Source organism: Mycoplana rhizolycopersici (genome assembly GCF_013378445.1).
Classification (GTDB): domain Bacteria; phylum Pseudomonadota; class Alphaproteobacteria; order Rhizobiales; family Rhizobiaceae; genus Mycoplana; species Mycoplana rhizolycopersici.
Genome location: NZ_JABXYK010000005.1, coordinates 138521 through 153608 on the forward strand (window position 1 = coordinate 138521; position 15088 = coordinate 153608).

At 61.6% G+C, this 15088-nt stretch carries 15 protein-coding genes and 1 tRNA gene; 8 read left to right on the top strand and 8 right to left on the bottom strand.

Features of this window, described 5'->3' with window-relative positions:
- Window positions 1–109 precede the first annotated feature (109 nt).
- The 3 genes from HV823_RS09960 (at window position 110) to HV823_RS09970 (ending at window position 3220) form a co-directional block, all read left to right on the top strand.
- Complete coding sequence (locus tag HV823_RS09960) at window positions 110–913, top strand: DeoR/GlpR family DNA-binding transcription regulator (protein WP_176949569.1); 804 nt, start codon at window positions 110–112, stop codon at window positions 911–913.
- A gap of 496 nt (window positions 914–1409) precedes the next feature.
- Complete coding sequence (locus HV823_RS09965; protein WP_176949570.1) at window positions 1410–2369, top strand: ring-cleaving dioxygenase; 960 nt, start codon at window positions 1410–1412, stop codon at window positions 2367–2369.
- 293 nt (window positions 2370–2662) lie between these two features.
- Window positions 2663–3220 (top strand): NADPH-dependent FMN reductase, encoded by a 558-nt coding sequence (locus HV823_RS09970; RefSeq protein ID WP_176949571.1) that lies wholly within the window; start codon window positions 2663–2665, stop codon window positions 3218–3220.
- Between the two features lie 117 nt (window positions 3221–3337).
- Here HV823_RS09970 and HV823_RS09975 read toward each other — a convergent pair whose 3' ends face one another.
- The 3 genes from HV823_RS09975 to HV823_RS09985 all read right to left on the bottom strand — a co-directional run bounded on the left by HV823_RS09975 (window position 3338) and on the right by HV823_RS09985 (window position 6313).
- Window positions 3338–4894: a VOC family protein gene (locus tag HV823_RS09975; RefSeq protein WP_176949572.1), complete on the bottom strand. Its 1557-nt coding sequence runs from the start codon at window positions 4892–4894 to the stop codon at window positions 3338–3340.
- Window positions 4895–4992: 98 nt separating this feature from the next.
- Complete coding sequence (locus tag HV823_RS09980; protein WP_176949573.1) at window positions 4993–5862, bottom strand: SDR family NAD(P)-dependent oxidoreductase; 870 nt, start codon at window positions 5860–5862, stop codon at window positions 4993–4995.
- Window positions 5863–6094: 232 nt separating this feature from the next.
- Entirely contained in the window at window positions 6095–6313 is a 219-nt protein-coding gene (locus HV823_RS09985; RefSeq protein WP_176949574.1) for a hypothetical protein, read from the bottom strand.
- Window positions 6314–7057: 744 nt separating this feature from the next.
- Between HV823_RS09985 and HV823_RS09990 the strand changes: the two genes are divergently transcribed.
- Window positions 7058–8551 carry an efflux transporter outer membrane subunit gene (locus HV823_RS09990; RefSeq protein WP_176949575.1) on the top strand — a complete coding sequence of 498 codons (1494 nt, stop codon included), beginning with the start codon at window positions 7058–7060 and terminating at the stop codon, window positions 8549–8551.
- A 132-nt stretch (window positions 8552–8683) separates the two neighbouring features.
- Here HV823_RS09990 and HV823_RS09995 read toward each other — a convergent pair whose 3' ends face one another.
- Complete coding sequence (locus HV823_RS09995) at window positions 8684–9370, bottom strand: GntR family transcriptional regulator (protein ID WP_176949576.1); 687 nt, start codon at window positions 9368–9370, stop codon at window positions 8684–8686.
- 133 nt (window positions 9371–9503) lie between these two features.
- Between HV823_RS09995 and HV823_RS10000 the strand changes: the two genes are divergently transcribed.
- The 4 genes from HV823_RS10000 (at window position 9504) to HV823_RS10015 (ending at window position 13267) form a co-directional block, all read left to right on the top strand.
- Entirely contained in the window at window positions 9504–10343 is an 840-nt protein-coding gene (locus HV823_RS10000) for a fumarylacetoacetate hydrolase family protein (protein WP_176949577.1), read from the top strand.
- Between the two features lie 757 nt (window positions 10344–11100).
- Window positions 11101–12078, top strand: a complete 978-nt coding sequence (locus HV823_RS10005) for a hypothetical protein (protein ID WP_176949578.1) — start codon at window positions 11101–11103, stop codon at window positions 12076–12078.
- Between the two features lie 321 nt (window positions 12079–12399).
- The gene (locus tag HV823_RS10010; RefSeq protein ID WP_176949579.1) at window positions 12400–12804 is read left to right on the top strand and encodes an OsmC family protein; all 405 of its coding nucleotides are present in this window, start codon (window positions 12400–12402) and stop codon (window positions 12802–12804) included.
- A 157-nt stretch (window positions 12805–12961) separates the two neighbouring features.
- A complete protein-coding gene (locus HV823_RS10015) occupies window positions 12962–13267 on the top strand; it encodes a hypothetical protein (RefSeq protein ID WP_176949580.1) in 306 nt (101 codons plus the stop codon).
- A 173-nt stretch (window positions 13268–13440) separates the two neighbouring features.
- Here the strand turns inward: HV823_RS10015 and HV823_RS10020 are convergent, their stop codons facing one another.
- From HV823_RS10020 to HV823_RS10035, 4 genes are all read right to left on the bottom strand, one after another.
- A complete protein-coding gene (locus HV823_RS10020) occupies window positions 13441–13815 on the bottom strand; it encodes a tudor domain-containing protein (RefSeq protein WP_176949581.1) in 375 nt (124 codons plus the stop codon).
- Window positions 13816–13999: 184 nt separating this feature from the next.
- On the bottom strand, window positions 14000–14212 hold the full coding sequence (locus HV823_RS10025) for a hypothetical protein (protein WP_176949582.1): 213 nt from the start codon (window positions 14210–14212) through the stop codon (window positions 14000–14002).
- 300 nt (window positions 14213–14512) lie between these two features.
- Window positions 14513–14773, bottom strand: a complete 261-nt coding sequence (locus tag HV823_RS10030; protein ID WP_176949583.1) for a hypothetical protein — start codon at window positions 14771–14773, stop codon at window positions 14513–14515.
- A gap of 203 nt (window positions 14774–14976) precedes the next feature.
- Window positions 14977–15053: transfer RNA gene (locus HV823_RS10035), tRNA-Met, on the bottom strand.
- Between the last annotated feature and the right edge of the window lie 35 nt (window positions 15054–15088).

Here is a 15088-nt window from a genome sequence, read left to right on the forward strand (position 1 = left end):
TTAGGCTTTCTGCCCGAAATCCCTTGTAACCGCAAAGCCTTGAAATATGATAGATTATCGGATCCGCAGGCGGCACGCCGTCCGGCCGGATCTCCGGACGGGAAACGGCATGGACACGACGACGACCACCCCCACTCTTTCGAACCATCGCGAGCGCGAAATCCTTGACGAATTGCGCCTTGCGGGCGGATCCAGCCGCATCCAGTTCCTGGCCGAGCGGCTGAACGTCTCCGAGGAAACAATCCGCCGCAACATCCGCACGCTCGAGGCGAGCGGCCTCGTCACCAAGGTTCACGGCGGCGTCCACATCACAGACAGCGTGACCGAACAGCCGCTGCATTTCCGCATGAACGTGAGCCCCGAACCGAAGCGTCTGATCGCCGCCAAGGTGGCGACGATCGTGAAGAACGGCGACAGCCTCTTCCTCGACATCGGCTCGACGACGGCGTTCATCGCGGTGGCCCTGCAGAAGCACCACGATCTCTTCATCGTCACCAATTCGCTTTCCGTCGCGCACACGCTGGCCACCCGCAACAACAATCGCGTCTACTTTGCCGGTGGGGAGTTGCGGGCGCATGATGCCGGCACTTTCGGCGTCGAGGCGCTGAGCTACATCGAACGCTTCAACCTGCAGCACGCGATCCTTTCGGTGACCGCCATCAATGCCCGCTCCGGCTTCATGCTGCAGGACATGCAGGAGGCCGACATCTCGCGCGCGGCGGCCCGCCAGGCGCAGAACCGGATCATCGTGGCGGATGCGCAGAAATTCGGCCGCTCGGCACCGATTACCATCGCCCCGCCGGACACATATGACATGCTGGTGACCGACGACGAGCCGCCCGCCGACATCCGGCGCATGCTCGACCAGAACAACATTCAACTTGTATTGGCGCAAAACGCGCGCGCCGAATAAGGACGCCGCCGACGCAATTCACTCGCCGCAGCGCGCACATACAAAAATACCGCCGTCAGGACCGGAGCACGTTTTCGGCTCTCTTGTGCTGACGACGGCATTTCCGGAGCGCCTTCGCGGACGCTTCTCTTGGACGGCCCCCTCTGGACCTGCCCTTAAGGAAAGCAGGAAGCATGCCAGACGCCTATTGTGCCGGAACTGCACAGTTTTTCCATCGCTGCCGCACGAACGGTTTGCCGCATCGCCCAAAATCGCAGCAACCAGGACAAACGGATTCTTGCAATGCACAAAAACCGCTCATTCCGTAACGGCAGTTGTGACCGATGAGAGCAGGCGTCGCAGGCTCGAATATGTCCCGCCTGCCGGGCATCGTTCACGGAAGATGGACAGTTCGTTCGCCATCTGCCGGCTTCAAGTGAACGCGTGTTGGCGCGATACTGCACCCAACCCGGCGCTCCCGGCAGCGCCCTCGTCACTTGGAGGCAGGAGAATAGACATGAACATGCAACTCACCGGCATTCACCACCTGACCGCGATCACGGCCAACGCGCCTGAGAACCTGCGCTTCTATACGCAGACACTCGGGCTTCGGCTCGTCAAGAAGACCGTCAACCAGGACGACACCAGTGCCTACCACCTCTTCTATGCCGACGGCCTGGCCTCGCCCGGCACCGACCTCACCTTCTTCGACTGGCCGGCGGGACGCGAGCGCCGCGGCACACACAGCATCACCCGCACCGGCCTCCGGGTCGGAAGCGTCGCCACCCTCGAATGGTGGAAGACACGCTTCGAGGAACTGAAGGTCATGGCCGACTCGATCAGGGAGATCGCCGGGCGCCAGACGCTCGACTTCGAGGATCAGGAAGGCCAGCGCTTCCGCCTGACCGTCGATGACAGCGGCAATCCTTCTCACCCCTGGGAGAAGAGCCCGGTGCCGGCCGAACACCAGATCAAGGGCCTGGGTCCGATCACGATCAGCGTGCCAGACATCCGCAACACGCAGAAAGTGCTCGTGGAGGTGATGAACATGAGGAAGACGTCGACATATCCCTCGCCGGACGGCAAGGGCGACGTCCACGTCTTCTCTATGGGCGCAGGCGGACCGGCGGCCGAGTTGCACGTGGCCGTCGAACCGGACCTGCCGGCCGCTCACCAGGGTGCCGGCGCCGTCCATCACGTCGCCTTCCGCGTGCCGGACGTAACCGCCCTGCACGCCTGGACCGAGCGCGTGCACGGCTTCCGCGTGCCCTCCAGCGGCGAGGTCGAACGCTATTACTTCCGCTCGCTCTATTTCCGGGAGCCGAACGGCGTGCTCTTCGAACTGGCGACCGACGGCCCCGGCTTTGCCGTGGACGAGCCGCTGGAGACACTCGGCGAGAGCCTGTCCCTGCCGCCCTTCCTGGAACCGCGGCGGCAACAGATCGAAGCGCGGCTGAAGCCGCTGGTGACCGCCTGAACCACCAATATCAAGTCTCGATGATAGGGATGGCTTCCGTCGCATCGGCCAAGCGTCGCAACGACGGCGGAGACCAGCCATAAGCCACCTGCGGCCGGCTTCTCGGGCTTTCGGGCGTCGCCGAGCAGTCATTGCCGGGACAAATCTTTACCGGCAGGCATCACAAGCACGCCTGCCGGTGCCGAAGCGGAACTACCCCGGCAGGAACATTGCCTTCCTGCCGGGGTTTTCGTTTGATATTTGCAAAGGAACGGGCGCCCGGTGCGGCCGGTCGATTCTCAAGGAGAGACAAGATGACGAAGCTGGTCGCGATTTCGGGAAGCCTGCGCAAGGCTTCCTACAATACGGCGCTGATGCGTGCCGCAATCGCGATGGCGCCCGCGGGCGTCGAGATCGTCGAAGGAACCATCCGTGGCATTCCGCTCTATGATGGCGACGAGGAAGCCGAACACGGCGTGCCCGAGGCGGCCGCAAAACTGAAGGACCTCGTCGCCGGCTGCGACGGCGTCATGCTGTTCACGCCGGAATACAACAACGCCATTCCCGGCGTGTTCAAGAACGCGATCGACTGGATGACGAGGCCGCCTGCCGACATCGCCCGCGTCTTTTCCGGAAAGCCCTTCGCCATCACCGGCGCCTCGCCCGGAAACTTCGGCACCCTGCTGTCTCAGGAGGCATGGCTGCCGGTCATGCGCACGCTCGGCACGCGGCCGTGGTTCGGTTCGAAGCTGATGGTATCGAAGGCCGCCTCCGTCTTCGATGCGGACGGAAAGCTGATCGATGAGGCAACCGAAAAGCGGCTGCGCACCTTTGTCGAAGGCTTCGCCGCCTTCGTGCAGGATGGCGGCTGAGGCAGGTGTCGACCCCACACTTGCCCAGGCTGCCGTCGCGGCCCGGGCGGATCGTGCCGACACCCCGTCACCCAGCCCGAAAATGGCGAACGGCGGCCACATGGGCCGCCGCCAGTCTCATCGCACGACCTTTTCCATGAACTGCCGCGCCAGTTCGACGTCCGCAAGGCCGATGTCGTGGCCGCCGGGAAGTAACCGGTTCTCGACGCTCGCGCCGGCGCCGGCAAGGCGCTTCTCGATCTCGGTGGCATAAGGTCCATAAGGATCGGACTCGCCGGTCGCCATCAAGACGTTTGTTCCCGTCAGGTCGACCTTCGGCGCAGCCTCCAGTACGTTCATCGCCCGCAGCAGCACCGCATTGCGGATGACACCCGGATGCAGCTGGAGTGCGGCCCCCAGCATGTTGGCTCCGTTCGAATAGCCAAGGAAGACGGTCCTGGCCGGGTCGAGGCCGTAGGCCGCGTTGGCTTCCTCGATGAAGGCGGCCAGCGCTTCGGCTTCGGTCACGATTTCATTCTGGTCGAACGACGTCATCGTCAGGCGACGGAAGAAGCGCGGATAGCCCTCGTCGGTGCTGCGTCCCCTGAGGCTGACGAGCATCGCGTTCGGTGCGATGCGGGCACCGAAGGGCAGCAGGCTTGTTTCATTGCCGCCGGTGCCGTGAAGCAAGACCAGCGCCGTGCCGTCGGCATCCTCCGGCCGGTGCACGCGGTGGATGAAGGGGAGATCTCGTTCGGTCATTCTTTCTTCTCCTGGAAGCGAAAATTGCGGCAGCCGCAGCCGGATTTCCTCCGGGTCGGCGCGAAAATGAGCAGGCACGAACAACTTCGAACCCAGCGTTTCCTGTGGTTCGTCCACGGTCATGCCCGGCGCGTCGGTCGCATATTCGATCAGCGCTCCTCCCGGTTCGCGCACATAGAGCGAGTAGAAATAGGTACGGTCGTGCATGTTGACGTCGCCCGCCGCCTCGGCTGCAAGCAGAGACGCGGTTCGCTCGACCGCGTTCTGGTCGGCGGCCCGCAAGGCGACGTGGTCAATCGTCCCGGTTCCCGGCGCAGCGGTCCAGAAGCCGCCGGCGTCGCGAATGTCGAGGACGTCTGCAACGTCGCTGGCGAGCCTGCGGATACCGCCGGCCTCCGCTACAGGGCGAAAGCCGAAGTGGCGGGTGATGAAATCGGCGGTCTCCGCAGGCTTTTCGCTGAAGATCGTCGCACCGCGAATGCGCTGGATGGCGTCGCCGGCCGGGATGTCCCGCGCCGGCCAGGGATCCTGTACCTTGAGCTCCGCCTCGCCGACGAGCTTGACGATGATGCCGTCCGGATCCTTCAGCCGCAGGACGGGTTCGCCGAACTCCTGCGCCGGTCCGCTCATCTGGATATTGTGCGACAGCGCCCGCGTCAGCCAGAAGCCGATTGCCTCGGGCCGGATGGAAAGAGCGATTTCGGCGGCCTGTCCGAGACCGACGCGGCCCTGCGAGCCGTCCTCCCAGGCGAGAAAGGTAATCAGCGTTCCGGGCGCGCCGCTGGCGTCACCGTAGACGAGATGCAACTGGTCGGCGTCCTCGAAGCCGGCCGTCCGCTTGACGAGCCGCAAGCCGAGAAAGCCGACATAGAAGTCGACGTTAGCCTGGATCTTGCGCGTGATTGCCGTGATATGATGGATACCGCTGGTCATGGATGTTCTCCGTTCAAGCGATACCCAATCAGGAATTTGCCCGGCCGAACAGCCCGCGTCCGGTGAATGCACTGTGCACCGTTTTGCGAACGGCGGCCTCAGTCCCCGTCGACGGTGGCCTTGTCGGCAAAGGCCTTGAAGGCGGCGCCATATTGCGGATGCCAGCGCGACAGCGGCGGACGGTTCTCCACGATATCGCCGGCCGCCCACAGGATGCGCTTCTCATCCGTCCTGCGCGTCACCTCGTTATCCGGGCAGAGAATGTAGAAGTCGCCCCTGGCGAGGCTCTCCATCGTGAAATCGACGGTCTGCTCCGGTGTCCACGCGCCCTCCGGCTTTTCCGTGCGCCCGTTCGCCGTCAACGCCGTGAAGACGAAACCGGGGATGAGCAGATGCGCGCTGATCAGGCAGCCTTCCCGGTTGCGAAGATCATGCTGCAAGGCCTCGGTGAAGACCTTCACCCCCGCCTTGGAGACGTTATAGGCAGGATCGCCCGGCGGCGTCGTGATCCCCTGCTTGGATCCGGTATTGATGATCAGGCCGGCCTCGCCATGGTCAAGCATGCCGGGTACGAAGGTCTGGGTGCAGTTCACCACGCCCCAGAGGTTGACCATAAGGACCTTCTCCCAGTTTTCCCGTGGTCCAAGGACCGCGCTGCCGGGCTGGATGCCGGCATTGTTCATCAGCACATGCACGCCCTCGAAGCGCGAAACGACCGCCTCCCGCAGGCGCGTCACAGAACCGAGGTCGGAAACGTCGGTCGCTACAGCGAGCACGTCGTCACGGCCGGCCTGTGAAAGAGCGCAAACGGCAGCGAAGGCCTCATCCAGCCGCGGCCCGTCGAGATCGGCCAGAACGACGCGCATGCCGAGCGTGGCAAAGTGCTTGGCGGCGGCCAGCCCGATGCCCGAGGCCGCTCCCGTGACGACGGCGACGTTGCGCGGCGAGAATGCAGTTTGGTTTGTCATGGCGAGTTCCATCCGATCAAGGCATGCCACCGAGGGCGAATAGGCGTCGGAAGCATGCGAAAACAGTGAGCAAAGCAAGAACACGCAACGTGAACCCCTGCAGTCCGGCGACGATAGTCGTAGCAACGCGCTTCACCGCAGGCAAATGCCCGCGGTGAAGCTGCTTTCTGATGGATGTAGGGTGACGGCTCTGAAAGTCCACGCAAACGGCGCCATTCGGCGAACCTATGCGTTAGGCCGCGGTCAGACTTTGCACGCTGGCGCGCGGTCCTGCCGCAGACGGATCGTTCATGAGCTTGCGGATCGCCGCGCGCACCTCGTCGGCGGAATCGAAGCGCTTCGAATCCAGATCCCAGACGTGATACTTCACGGCAACGAACTTCAGCCGATCGTGATCAGGAACAACAACTCCGACGGCTTCGCCGCCGATCTCGATAACTTGCTTTTCCATAGTAACTCCTGCCATGCACGGGCATAGCGAATGTCTTTTTGTGCTTTATTCGAAGTCGAGAAGTTAGTTTCGGCAGCCGGCCGAAAGCATCATCTCGAATTTCGTTCCGCGACAGGAGAACACATCACCAGCGGAAGCGATGTTGGCATTATGATGCAATGTTCACACTCCCTTGGTTGAACTACACGCCAAGGTGGCGGCAGACGGACTTGGACAGCGAAAGATACGTGGGCCTTCACGTATGCCCCGAGAGATAGGCGCTTCACTCCAGCCTGTCAACTCGCACGCAGGATTTTTGGGAAATTTTTGCGCGCGGATAAGTGTGACAAATCATGCGCGAAAAATGGTTCGCACATGCAGCATTATGACGAAATGAGCTTGCAAATATCAAAAAATGAGCAATCGCTCCAAGGTCGGGCGAAATCGCCGTTTTCTCGTCGCCTATTTTTCACGCAAAAGACGTAATCGACGCCTCGACGGTTCCCGCCAAAGGCTTAGGAAAGCGCATTATACCGGGACCAAAACGCAACAGATGATGTGAATTGCTTGCCGATTTGCCTGTTCTTCGCATGAAAACCCATTGGCAACGTCTTTAGTCTAGATATGGTGTGCGGGATGATTCTGGGCCAGTCCGTCCGGACAGGACCTTGTTGAGGGTGCGTTAACCATAACACATGGAGAATGCACGAATCGCTTTTTGGACTCGAGATTGTGGGCCGTTTGTATCGCGGCTCGGGGAAGACCATGAAGATTGCACGATCCCTATTGCCGTTGACAATGCTGTTGCTGTCGGGCTGCGTCGTCGGCCCGGATTACAAGGCACCGGAAACCGCGCTGCCCGGAAAATTCTCCGAGGCTGCAGGCAAGACTGCCGGCAACACGACGCTCGACCCCTGGTGGGAAAATTTCCGCGACAAGCGCATGAACGAGCTTGTCGCGCGCGGCATGAACGAGAACCTCTCGGTCCTGCAGGCAATGGAGCGCATCACCGAAGCGCAGGCCAATGTCGTGGCCGCCGGCGCCGGCGCCTGGCCGCAGATCAACGGCGGCGGCAGCGCCACCGCTTCCGGCTCTGATGGCTCTCTGCTGAGGAGGCAGTCGACCACGGTACTGGCTGACGGCACCGTAATCCCCGGCTCCAGCCATACCCAGTCAAGGGTCGCATCCGGCAACGTTGGCGCCTCCTGGCTGCTCGACCTGTTCGGCCAGTATGCGCGCTCGAGGGAATCGGCCAACGCCTCGCTCGATGCCGCCTACGACAACGTCAACGTAGCCCGGCTTGCCTACCTGAGCGAACTGACGACCACCTACATCAGCGCACGCTTCTTCCAGGAAGCGCTGGCGCTGAACCGCCAGAACCTGGAATCGCGCCGCGAAACGCTGAAGCTGACGCAGGACATCCGCGCCGCCGGTGCCGCCTCCAGCCTCGACGTTGTGCAGGCCGAGGGCCTCGTCAACCAGACACTCGCCGAGCTTCCGACGCTGGAAACCGGCTTCTACCAGTCGGCCAACCGGGCGGCGACGTTGCTGGGCGTACCCGCCGCGACGCTGACGCCGGAGCTGATTCGCCCCGGCAGCCAGCCCTTCCCGCGCCACTCGACCAAGGTCGGTGTTCCCGCCGATCTCATCCGCAACCGTCCGGACATCCGCGCGGCGGAACGCACGCTCGCGGCTGCGACCGCCCAGATCGGCGTTGCGGAATCGCAGCTTTACCCGGCCCTGACGCTCGACGGCACCATCGGCGCCGCACGCACGCTCAGCGCCGTCTCGGGCAACCTGACGTCCTGGGCCTTCGGTCCGACGCTGACCGTACCGATCTTTAACGGCGGCGCACTGCGCGCCCAGGTGGACATCGCAGACTCCGTCGCCAAGCAGCAGTACTTTGCCTGGAAGCAGACGGTGCTGAACGCGGTCGAGGAAGTCGAAAACGCGCAGACCGCCCTCATTCGCGACTATCAGACGGTAGCAGCGCTGCGGCGCCTGGTCGCCTCGAACGAGGAGGCCCTGTCACTGGCGCGCGAAAGCTATCGCGGCGGCGCCAGCACGATCCTCGACGTCCTCGACGCCGAACGCAACGTTGCAAACAGCCGCCTGACGCTGGCATCGGCCATCCGCTCGCTTGCCAGCGACTATGTCGCCCTCAACGTCGCGATCGGCGGCGGCTCCGCGATCGAGACGCCGATACCGACCCCGTCGCCGAACCGCAAGGTGGCGTCCGCGGCTGCAGCCACGCAGTAGGGCTAGGTCGCCCCTTGACACAAATGTGCCCCGAAGAGCCCTGCGCTTTTCGGGGCATTGTCTTTAGGTCTCCCGACGCGACCTTGCGGAACTAACGCTGCCGGCCTCGGCTCTGCCGCCGCGTCCTGCGCGTCAGTTCCCCTGCCCGTCAAAGAATGCCTCCAGCGTTTCCGCCGTCTTTTCATAGTGCGCATGCAGCGCTGCGACTGCCGCCGCCCCGTCGCGCGCAAGCGCCTTCTCCATGATCAGACGATGCTCAGCCTCGGCATCGCGGTGCGACATCAAAAGGCTGACGGAGACGCGCCGGTAGCGATCCGCATGGGCAAACAGCCGACCGCAGGTGTCGAGAAGGATTGGGGAGCCGCAGGCCGCGATCAGCGCCCGATGAAACGCGGCATGCCGCGCGTCCCAGTCATCGCGAATGGCGGACGGCATGTCCTCCCGTCCCTGCGGCACACGCACCAGCAGATGATGCGCCGCGATCACCGCCGCCTCCCATTGCGCGTCGCCCCGTTCAATCGACAACCGCAGCGCCTCCCCCTCGCAGAGCTTCCGGTTTGCGGTGATGTCGCGCAGTTCGGAAAGGGACAACTGCGCGACGCTGTAGCCACGGTGATCGTCGAGCGAGGTGAAGCCCTCTGCCGTCAGCCGCGCCAGCGCCTCGCGAACCGGCGTCACGCTCATGGCGCATAGCGCCTGCAACTCCGCGAACCGCAGCCGGTCGCCCGGGCGGAAACGCCCCGTCTGGATCTCGGCGCGAATCCGCTCATAGGCATCGCTTGCCAGCGTCCGGGCGGCAGGCTTCGGCAAAATGCTCATCTGGCCCTCATTTTGTCTAATCCTCAGGATTTTCGAAAATCATTGACTCTTTGTAGGACTCATGGAAGGGAAACCGCAACAGGATTTCATCACGGCCGCCTGATCCGGCGCCGAAAACTTTGGGAGGTATCGCATGAAGCTCGTTCGTTACGGAAAGCAGGGGGCGGAAAAGCCGGGCCTGATCGATGCCGATGGCAAGGTGCGCGACCTTTCGGCCGTCGTTTCGGATATCGCGGGCGAGGCACTCGGCAAGGAAAGCCTGAAGCGGCTGAAGGCGATCGATCCCGCAAGCCTTCCGCTCGCACCCGAAGGCGAACGCTTCGGCGCCTGCGTCGGACGCGTCGGCAATTTCATCGCCGTCGGCCTCAACTATGCCGACCACGCGGCCGAAAGCGGCATGGCCGTGCCTCCCGAGCCGGTGCTCTTCAACAAGGCGCCCTCCTGCGTGGTCGGCCCGGATGACACCGTCCTCATTCCACGCGGATCGGAAAAGACCGACTGGGAGGTGGAACTCGCGGTCGTCATCGGCGAACGCGCTTCCTACGTTTCCGAGGCGGATGCCCTGGACTATGTCGCAGGCTACTGCATCTGCAACGACGTCTCCGAGCGAGCCTTCCAGACCGAGCGCAGCGGCCAGTGGATGAAGGGCAAGGGCTGCCCGACGTTCGGTCCGCTCGGCCCCTGGCTGGTCACCACCGACGAGATCGATACCGCCGATCTCGCCATGAAGCTGAGCGTGAACGGCGAGTTCGTCCAGGACGGCTCGTCCTCCACCATGGTCTTCAAGGTGCCCTTCCTCGTGCACTACATTTCCCAGTTCATGATCCTGGAGCCGGGCGACGTCATCACCACCGGCACTCCTCCGGGCGTCGGCATGGGCATGAAGCCGCCGCGCTACCTGAAGGCGGGCGACCGCATGGAAGTCTCGATCACCGGCCTCGGCGTTCAGCGCCAGACGGTGGCGCAGGGCTGAGCAACGCCCAGGCATGTCGCGCACAATGCGTAGGGGTTGGCAGCAACGACATGCGCGGGATCAAAAGCCTGAAGCGACAGGAGCGTATCTGAAAGATCGCGACCCGCTGCGGCTCTCGGAATCTCTTTCAAGCGATGCGACCGCCGGCAAACTGCCGGCGGCCGATCTTGCGGTGCCTCCGCAAAGGCACACTGATCCTCCGCACCTCCCGCCCGCATTTCCACTTCCTTGCGCCAGCTGCGGAACAAAACGCGTCATTTCGCATTCAACCCGTCATACACGCACGGAGAACGCAACGATGCATGACGGCTTCGTCGAACTCTCGGCCCTCGCCTGCCTCATCCTCACCTGCCTCCTGATGATTCCGGCCTGAGGGAAAGGCATGATCTGCAGGTGGGCGGCGCTTGCCGTATACCGAAAACGGCAGCGTCCCGCAGCCGGGCGAGACTGACGTGTGACATTTGACCCGGATGCCGCCGCGATACGAGGATGCAGCGGGATCGCTGCGGAGCTGCCGGCGGCCCGAAAACGAAGTTTGCCGCCATCGTCTGCATACGACAGGCGATAAAGTGTCGATGGCTCAGCTACGGCAAATAAGGCGACACACCGCTTCCGTGAGCAATCCGCGTTGCACTGCTCATCCGGTCACGGGACCCGCCCAAGACGATCTTCCCGCAGCGCGGGAGGGACATTGCAAAGGATTTCGCAGGCGCCTGTCCCACGACGGACGTCTATCGGCTGGTCCCCGGGGACGCAGGTGGAGTTCGCCGCTGGCGAGCCGAAGGTACTCACCCTCCCCCGGTGCATTGCGAGAGGACGACCTCGCCAGCTACCGGGAGCGGCGCAAGGACCACGGGGCAGCTCCTACGAAACACCGCAAACGCCCATCGAGGCAAGCGAAGTCGAAGACTATTTTGCCTCGATGCAGCGGCGCAACAAACCGCTGCTGCGCGAGTTTCACAAACATATAGGCATATCCTCCGGCGGGAAGACCTGGGGCGTTCAGCTCGGCAAGCTGGCCGAAGACTTTGTGATCGAGGGTGAGGAGCCGTACGATCCCGAATATGTGCTGACCATGTCGCCGAGGATACTGCGCGCGATCCTCTCTGGCGAAACCGGCTGGGAGGAAGCGCTCCTGTCCATGCGTATCGATCTGCATCGCAAGCCCGACGTGTTCGACCTGACGTTCATGAGCCTGTTGCGCGACGGAAACGAGCCGGCGCAGACCCAGCAGATCATGCGGGAGCGGCGCAACACCGAAACGATCGAACGCGACAGATTAAAGATTCAGAGGTTGCAGGCGAAGAACTGGCCCACGTCACCATCGCCGACGGCATCGAGGAATGTCCGCGGCATCACTGGAAGTGGGACGTCAACACCAGGAGATGCATCGGAGGCGGGACTTGCCGTTGAATATCGAGTGCATCGAAAAATGCGGGAAGGAAGCCGACCCACCTCCGGAGTATTCCTCCGCCTGACAAGACAATGCCGTCCGCGCCCTGCGGCGCCTCGTCGAAGGCGCAACGGGATTTGCTTTCGCCAGCGGTGGACCATCATCGATGGTGCGTGCCGACGTCTACCTTCCTGCACCATTCACGCAGGCTCGACGTCGTCAGCCGGCCAGTGCCCAGAAGATTGTCCCAAATACGAATATGAAGGCTGCCAAGGCGGCGAGCAGACGGCCGAGCCCCTCGTTGGTGTTCGTATTGTTGCCCACGATCAAATAATAGATTGAGTCCATGTGACACTCCTTCCCCATTTATTCCTTGCCTTGATCGGCCGCCCGTCGACTCATCGCCTGTCTCCGAGGAAAGAAAAGCGCGTTTCTCCAAACGGAGCGAATCAAAGGTCACGCAAGCCGCGAGACGATGGTGAAACTACTGAGATCGCGCTTGCGCTCCAGCTCCTCGATTTCGGAAGCCGAAGGCGCGCGGCATGCGGGTCTTTATCACAAGGCTTTGCACCAGTGCCTTGCCGTCTATGGTCAGGCAAGACATTGTTTCCTGTGCGCCTGCCGTTTTTCAGGACTGGCATGGGACAACCTTGGGAGGATGGCGTGGTGGTTTCAACAGTGGAGCTTCGAAACATCGCCGGAACCGAGGCGGCTTTGGGTTGGGCTGGAAGCCATACCGTCGTCGTCGATCGGCCTGAGGGCAAAGCGGGCGGCAAAGGTATCGGCTTCAACGGGGCGCAACTGCTCGGGCTAGCGATTGGCGGCTGCTACTGCAACGACCTTCGCTATACTTCCCATGAACTTGGCCGCGGTATTGGCGACATCGCAGTCACCGTCACCGTGGATCTCGCTGGGTCGCCCTTGATCGCCACGAAAGCCGAAGTGTCGGTTGACGTTCAGATGCTGGACGGCAGTGATCCGAAGCAGGTCATCGAAGAAGCCTGGCGAATATGCACTGTCGCGAACTCTCTGAAAAAGGGCTTTCCGGCTCTACTGGTTCGGATGTAACACTCGCGAAGGACCATGTTCCCTTGCGGGTCGGTGTCGGGAAACAGAGGTTGGGCGACGGGCTGTGTTGTCTGCCAGGTTTGAGCTTTAGTGGCACTCAACCGTGTTTATGTGTCATACATGCCTGCTTCTCACTGTAAGGACTCGCATTCAAACCATGAACGACAAAGTCATCGACACTCTGACCGGCAGATACTTCACGCTCGACGATCCTGACGGCAGCTATGGATGCGGCCAGGTCATTCGCCTCGCCACCGAGGGCGTGTATTTCGTTCGCTTCGAAGGCAACGAGGTGACGCTCCCTTTGGAACTCGTATCCATCGCAGAGATGCTGGAGACCACCGATGAGGAGTACAGGCGTTGGCGGTTCTTCGACACTCTCGAGGAACGAGATAAGTGGATCGAATGGCTGGATGCACCATCCAAGCTGAGGGTCATCTCACTCGTTAAGCCGCCCAAGTAGCCCTTCGCCCGCGCTCGCCGACGACTTCGCGTTTCAGGATACGGATTTTCTGCGATGTCTCAATCTCTGCTCTCATCTGAGGACACAGATCGGGACATAGGGGAACCGGACCGTGAGGCCCGGCTCTCCATTTCAGGCAGTGCTTCGCCTGCTGCTGGCCTGCTCTGTCATCATCAATGCGAACGGCAGCGGCCAGTTTTTGTTGTCTCCTTGTCGCCGTCGTCATAGGCGATCCCGATCTTTTCGCCAGCCAGCGAGGCGATCGTGCCCGGATACCAGTCTCCCGCGCCCTTGTAGTTGCATTCAACTTTCATTCCGATCATCCAATCGTATGGGCGAACAGCGCCAACAGCTACGGTCTCGCGGTCTCCGTCGTCGTAGCGGATGGTGACTTTATCCGCGCCGATCTTCTCCACTACGCCAGGGAACCAATAGCCAGCGCCCTGATAGTTGCCGAGCACCCAGTCGCCAACGGTCTGCGCCCGTGCATCGACGCTGCAAACAGCAATGAGGGAGAAAACCCCACGTGCCAGCCCAAAATCGAGCAATGGAGAATTGAATTTTAGCGGGTGAATATATTCTGAACAAAGCCGATCCCGAAACGCGTTCGCAAGATGCGACCCAAAATGGGTCCGCGCCCGCTCGGGCAGGTACCGGGGGAGCTTAATTGCCGGGCTACCTCCCGGCTTGGCCGCTGGCGATCGCGCATGCCGTTGGAGCTAAGCCGTCGCTCTAGCCTTCGGAAATCGATGGCAGAAGCGTGATCACTTCCCGCTGGTGACTTTCATCCAGAGGTTCGATGTTTTCTTTCCAGAAGGCTTCAGCCTCGGGAGTTTCATCCTCCCATAGCCGTGTGGTGACGTGGTTGTCGTCGATCTTTGATCGCCGATGGCCACCTAGACGGACATACTCCGTTGCCAACTCCGCTGCGTGTGTCTGTGGCATGTCAATCACCTTTCATAGTCGCTAGACCAGAAAGGTGTGAGTATAGGCGTTTGTTCCTGGTCGCTTCAATCCCGTTGAGAACGGCCCGGGAGAAAGCGATCCCCGAACCTGTGCCGCTGCGCGTTTCTGGGCGGCCTGCTCCTGATCTCGTGAACCTTGTCGGGATGCCCTTGCTATGCCGTCCTCCGATAGGAGGGTTTTTTCCATCAGGGGTCACCCACGAACGCAAATCCGTGAAAGAGGTTGGCGCTGTGATGACAGTCCTGGTTGACAGAGAAAGGAAGATGCTGACGCTGAGAGCTATTTTTTTAGGAAGAACTGCGCAGTTGCGTCCATCTCGTCCCGGAGAAAGCGAGCCGCATCTCCTTGAATGTTCTCACGCTGCGACTCACAGAACCGGACGATGAAGTCCTTGTCCTTAGGAAAATCTCGTAACCGATAGACCGCAGCAATTTTGGTGGCTATCGGTCGATCTCGGCTGTCGATGAAAGCCATCAGTTCGAAGAATTGGTCGCGCCTACGGGCGGCGGCATCTTGGTACAGCTTGACAACATAGCCCACTGCCGATCCGGCCAATGCGATTAGCGGGGCAGCAAATCCCAGTATAGTAACCCAGAGAGGGACGGCTTGGTGCAAAGGAGGCCTCGAATTCTAAGAAAGTAATTTATTCGGGCACATATCGGTACTTGCAAAAGGCACCGCAGTTCAAAACCGCCACCATGTTGAATAATTTAATGAACAAAATCAATAACTAGGCGGTAAAATGGTAGCGGAGGAGGGATTCGAACCCCCGACACAAGGATTATGATTCCTCTGCTCTAACCTACTGAGCTACTCCGCCGCCCGGTCGAAACGGCAACGCTGCGTTCGTTTTCC

Bases quoted from the DNA above. Each gene is read 5' to 3' on its own strand.
- HV823_RS09960 (WP_176949569.1), top strand. From the start codon at position 110: ATGGACACGACGACGACCACCCCCACTCTTTCGAACCATCGCGAGCGC.
- HV823_RS09965 (WP_176949570.1), top strand. From the start codon at position 1,410: ATGAACATGCAACTCACCGGCATTCACCACCTGACCGCGATCACGGCC.
- HV823_RS09970 (WP_176949571.1), top strand. From the start codon at position 2,663: ATGACGAAGCTGGTCGCGATTTCGGGAAGCCTGCGCAAGGCTTCCTAC.
- HV823_RS09975 (WP_176949572.1), bottom strand. From the start codon at position 4,894: ATGACCAGCGGTATCCATCATATCACGGCAATCACGCGCAAGATCCAG.
- HV823_RS09980 (WP_176949573.1), bottom strand. From the start codon at position 5,862: ATGACAAACCAAACTGCATTCTCGCCGCGCAACGTCGCCGTCGTCACG.
- HV823_RS09985 (WP_176949574.1), bottom strand. From the start codon at position 6,313: ATGGAAAAGCAAGTTATCGAGATCGGCGGCGAAGCCGTCGGAGTTGTT.
- HV823_RS09990 (WP_176949575.1), top strand. From the start codon at position 7,058: ATGAAGATTGCACGATCCCTATTGCCGTTGACAATGCTGTTGCTGTCG.
- HV823_RS09995 (WP_176949576.1), bottom strand. From the start codon at position 9,370: ATGAGCATTTTGCCGAAGCCTGCCGCCCGGACGCTGGCAAGCGATGCC.
- HV823_RS10000 (WP_176949577.1), top strand. From the start codon at position 9,504: ATGAAGCTCGTTCGTTACGGAAAGCAGGGGGCGGAAAAGCCGGGCCTG.
- HV823_RS10015 (WP_176949580.1), top strand. From the start codon at position 12,962: ATGAACGACAAAGTCATCGACACTCTGACCGGCAGATACTTCACGCTC.
- HV823_RS10025 (WP_176949582.1), bottom strand. From the start codon at position 14,212: ATGCCACAGACACACGCAGCGGAGTTGGCAACGGAGTATGTCCGTCTA.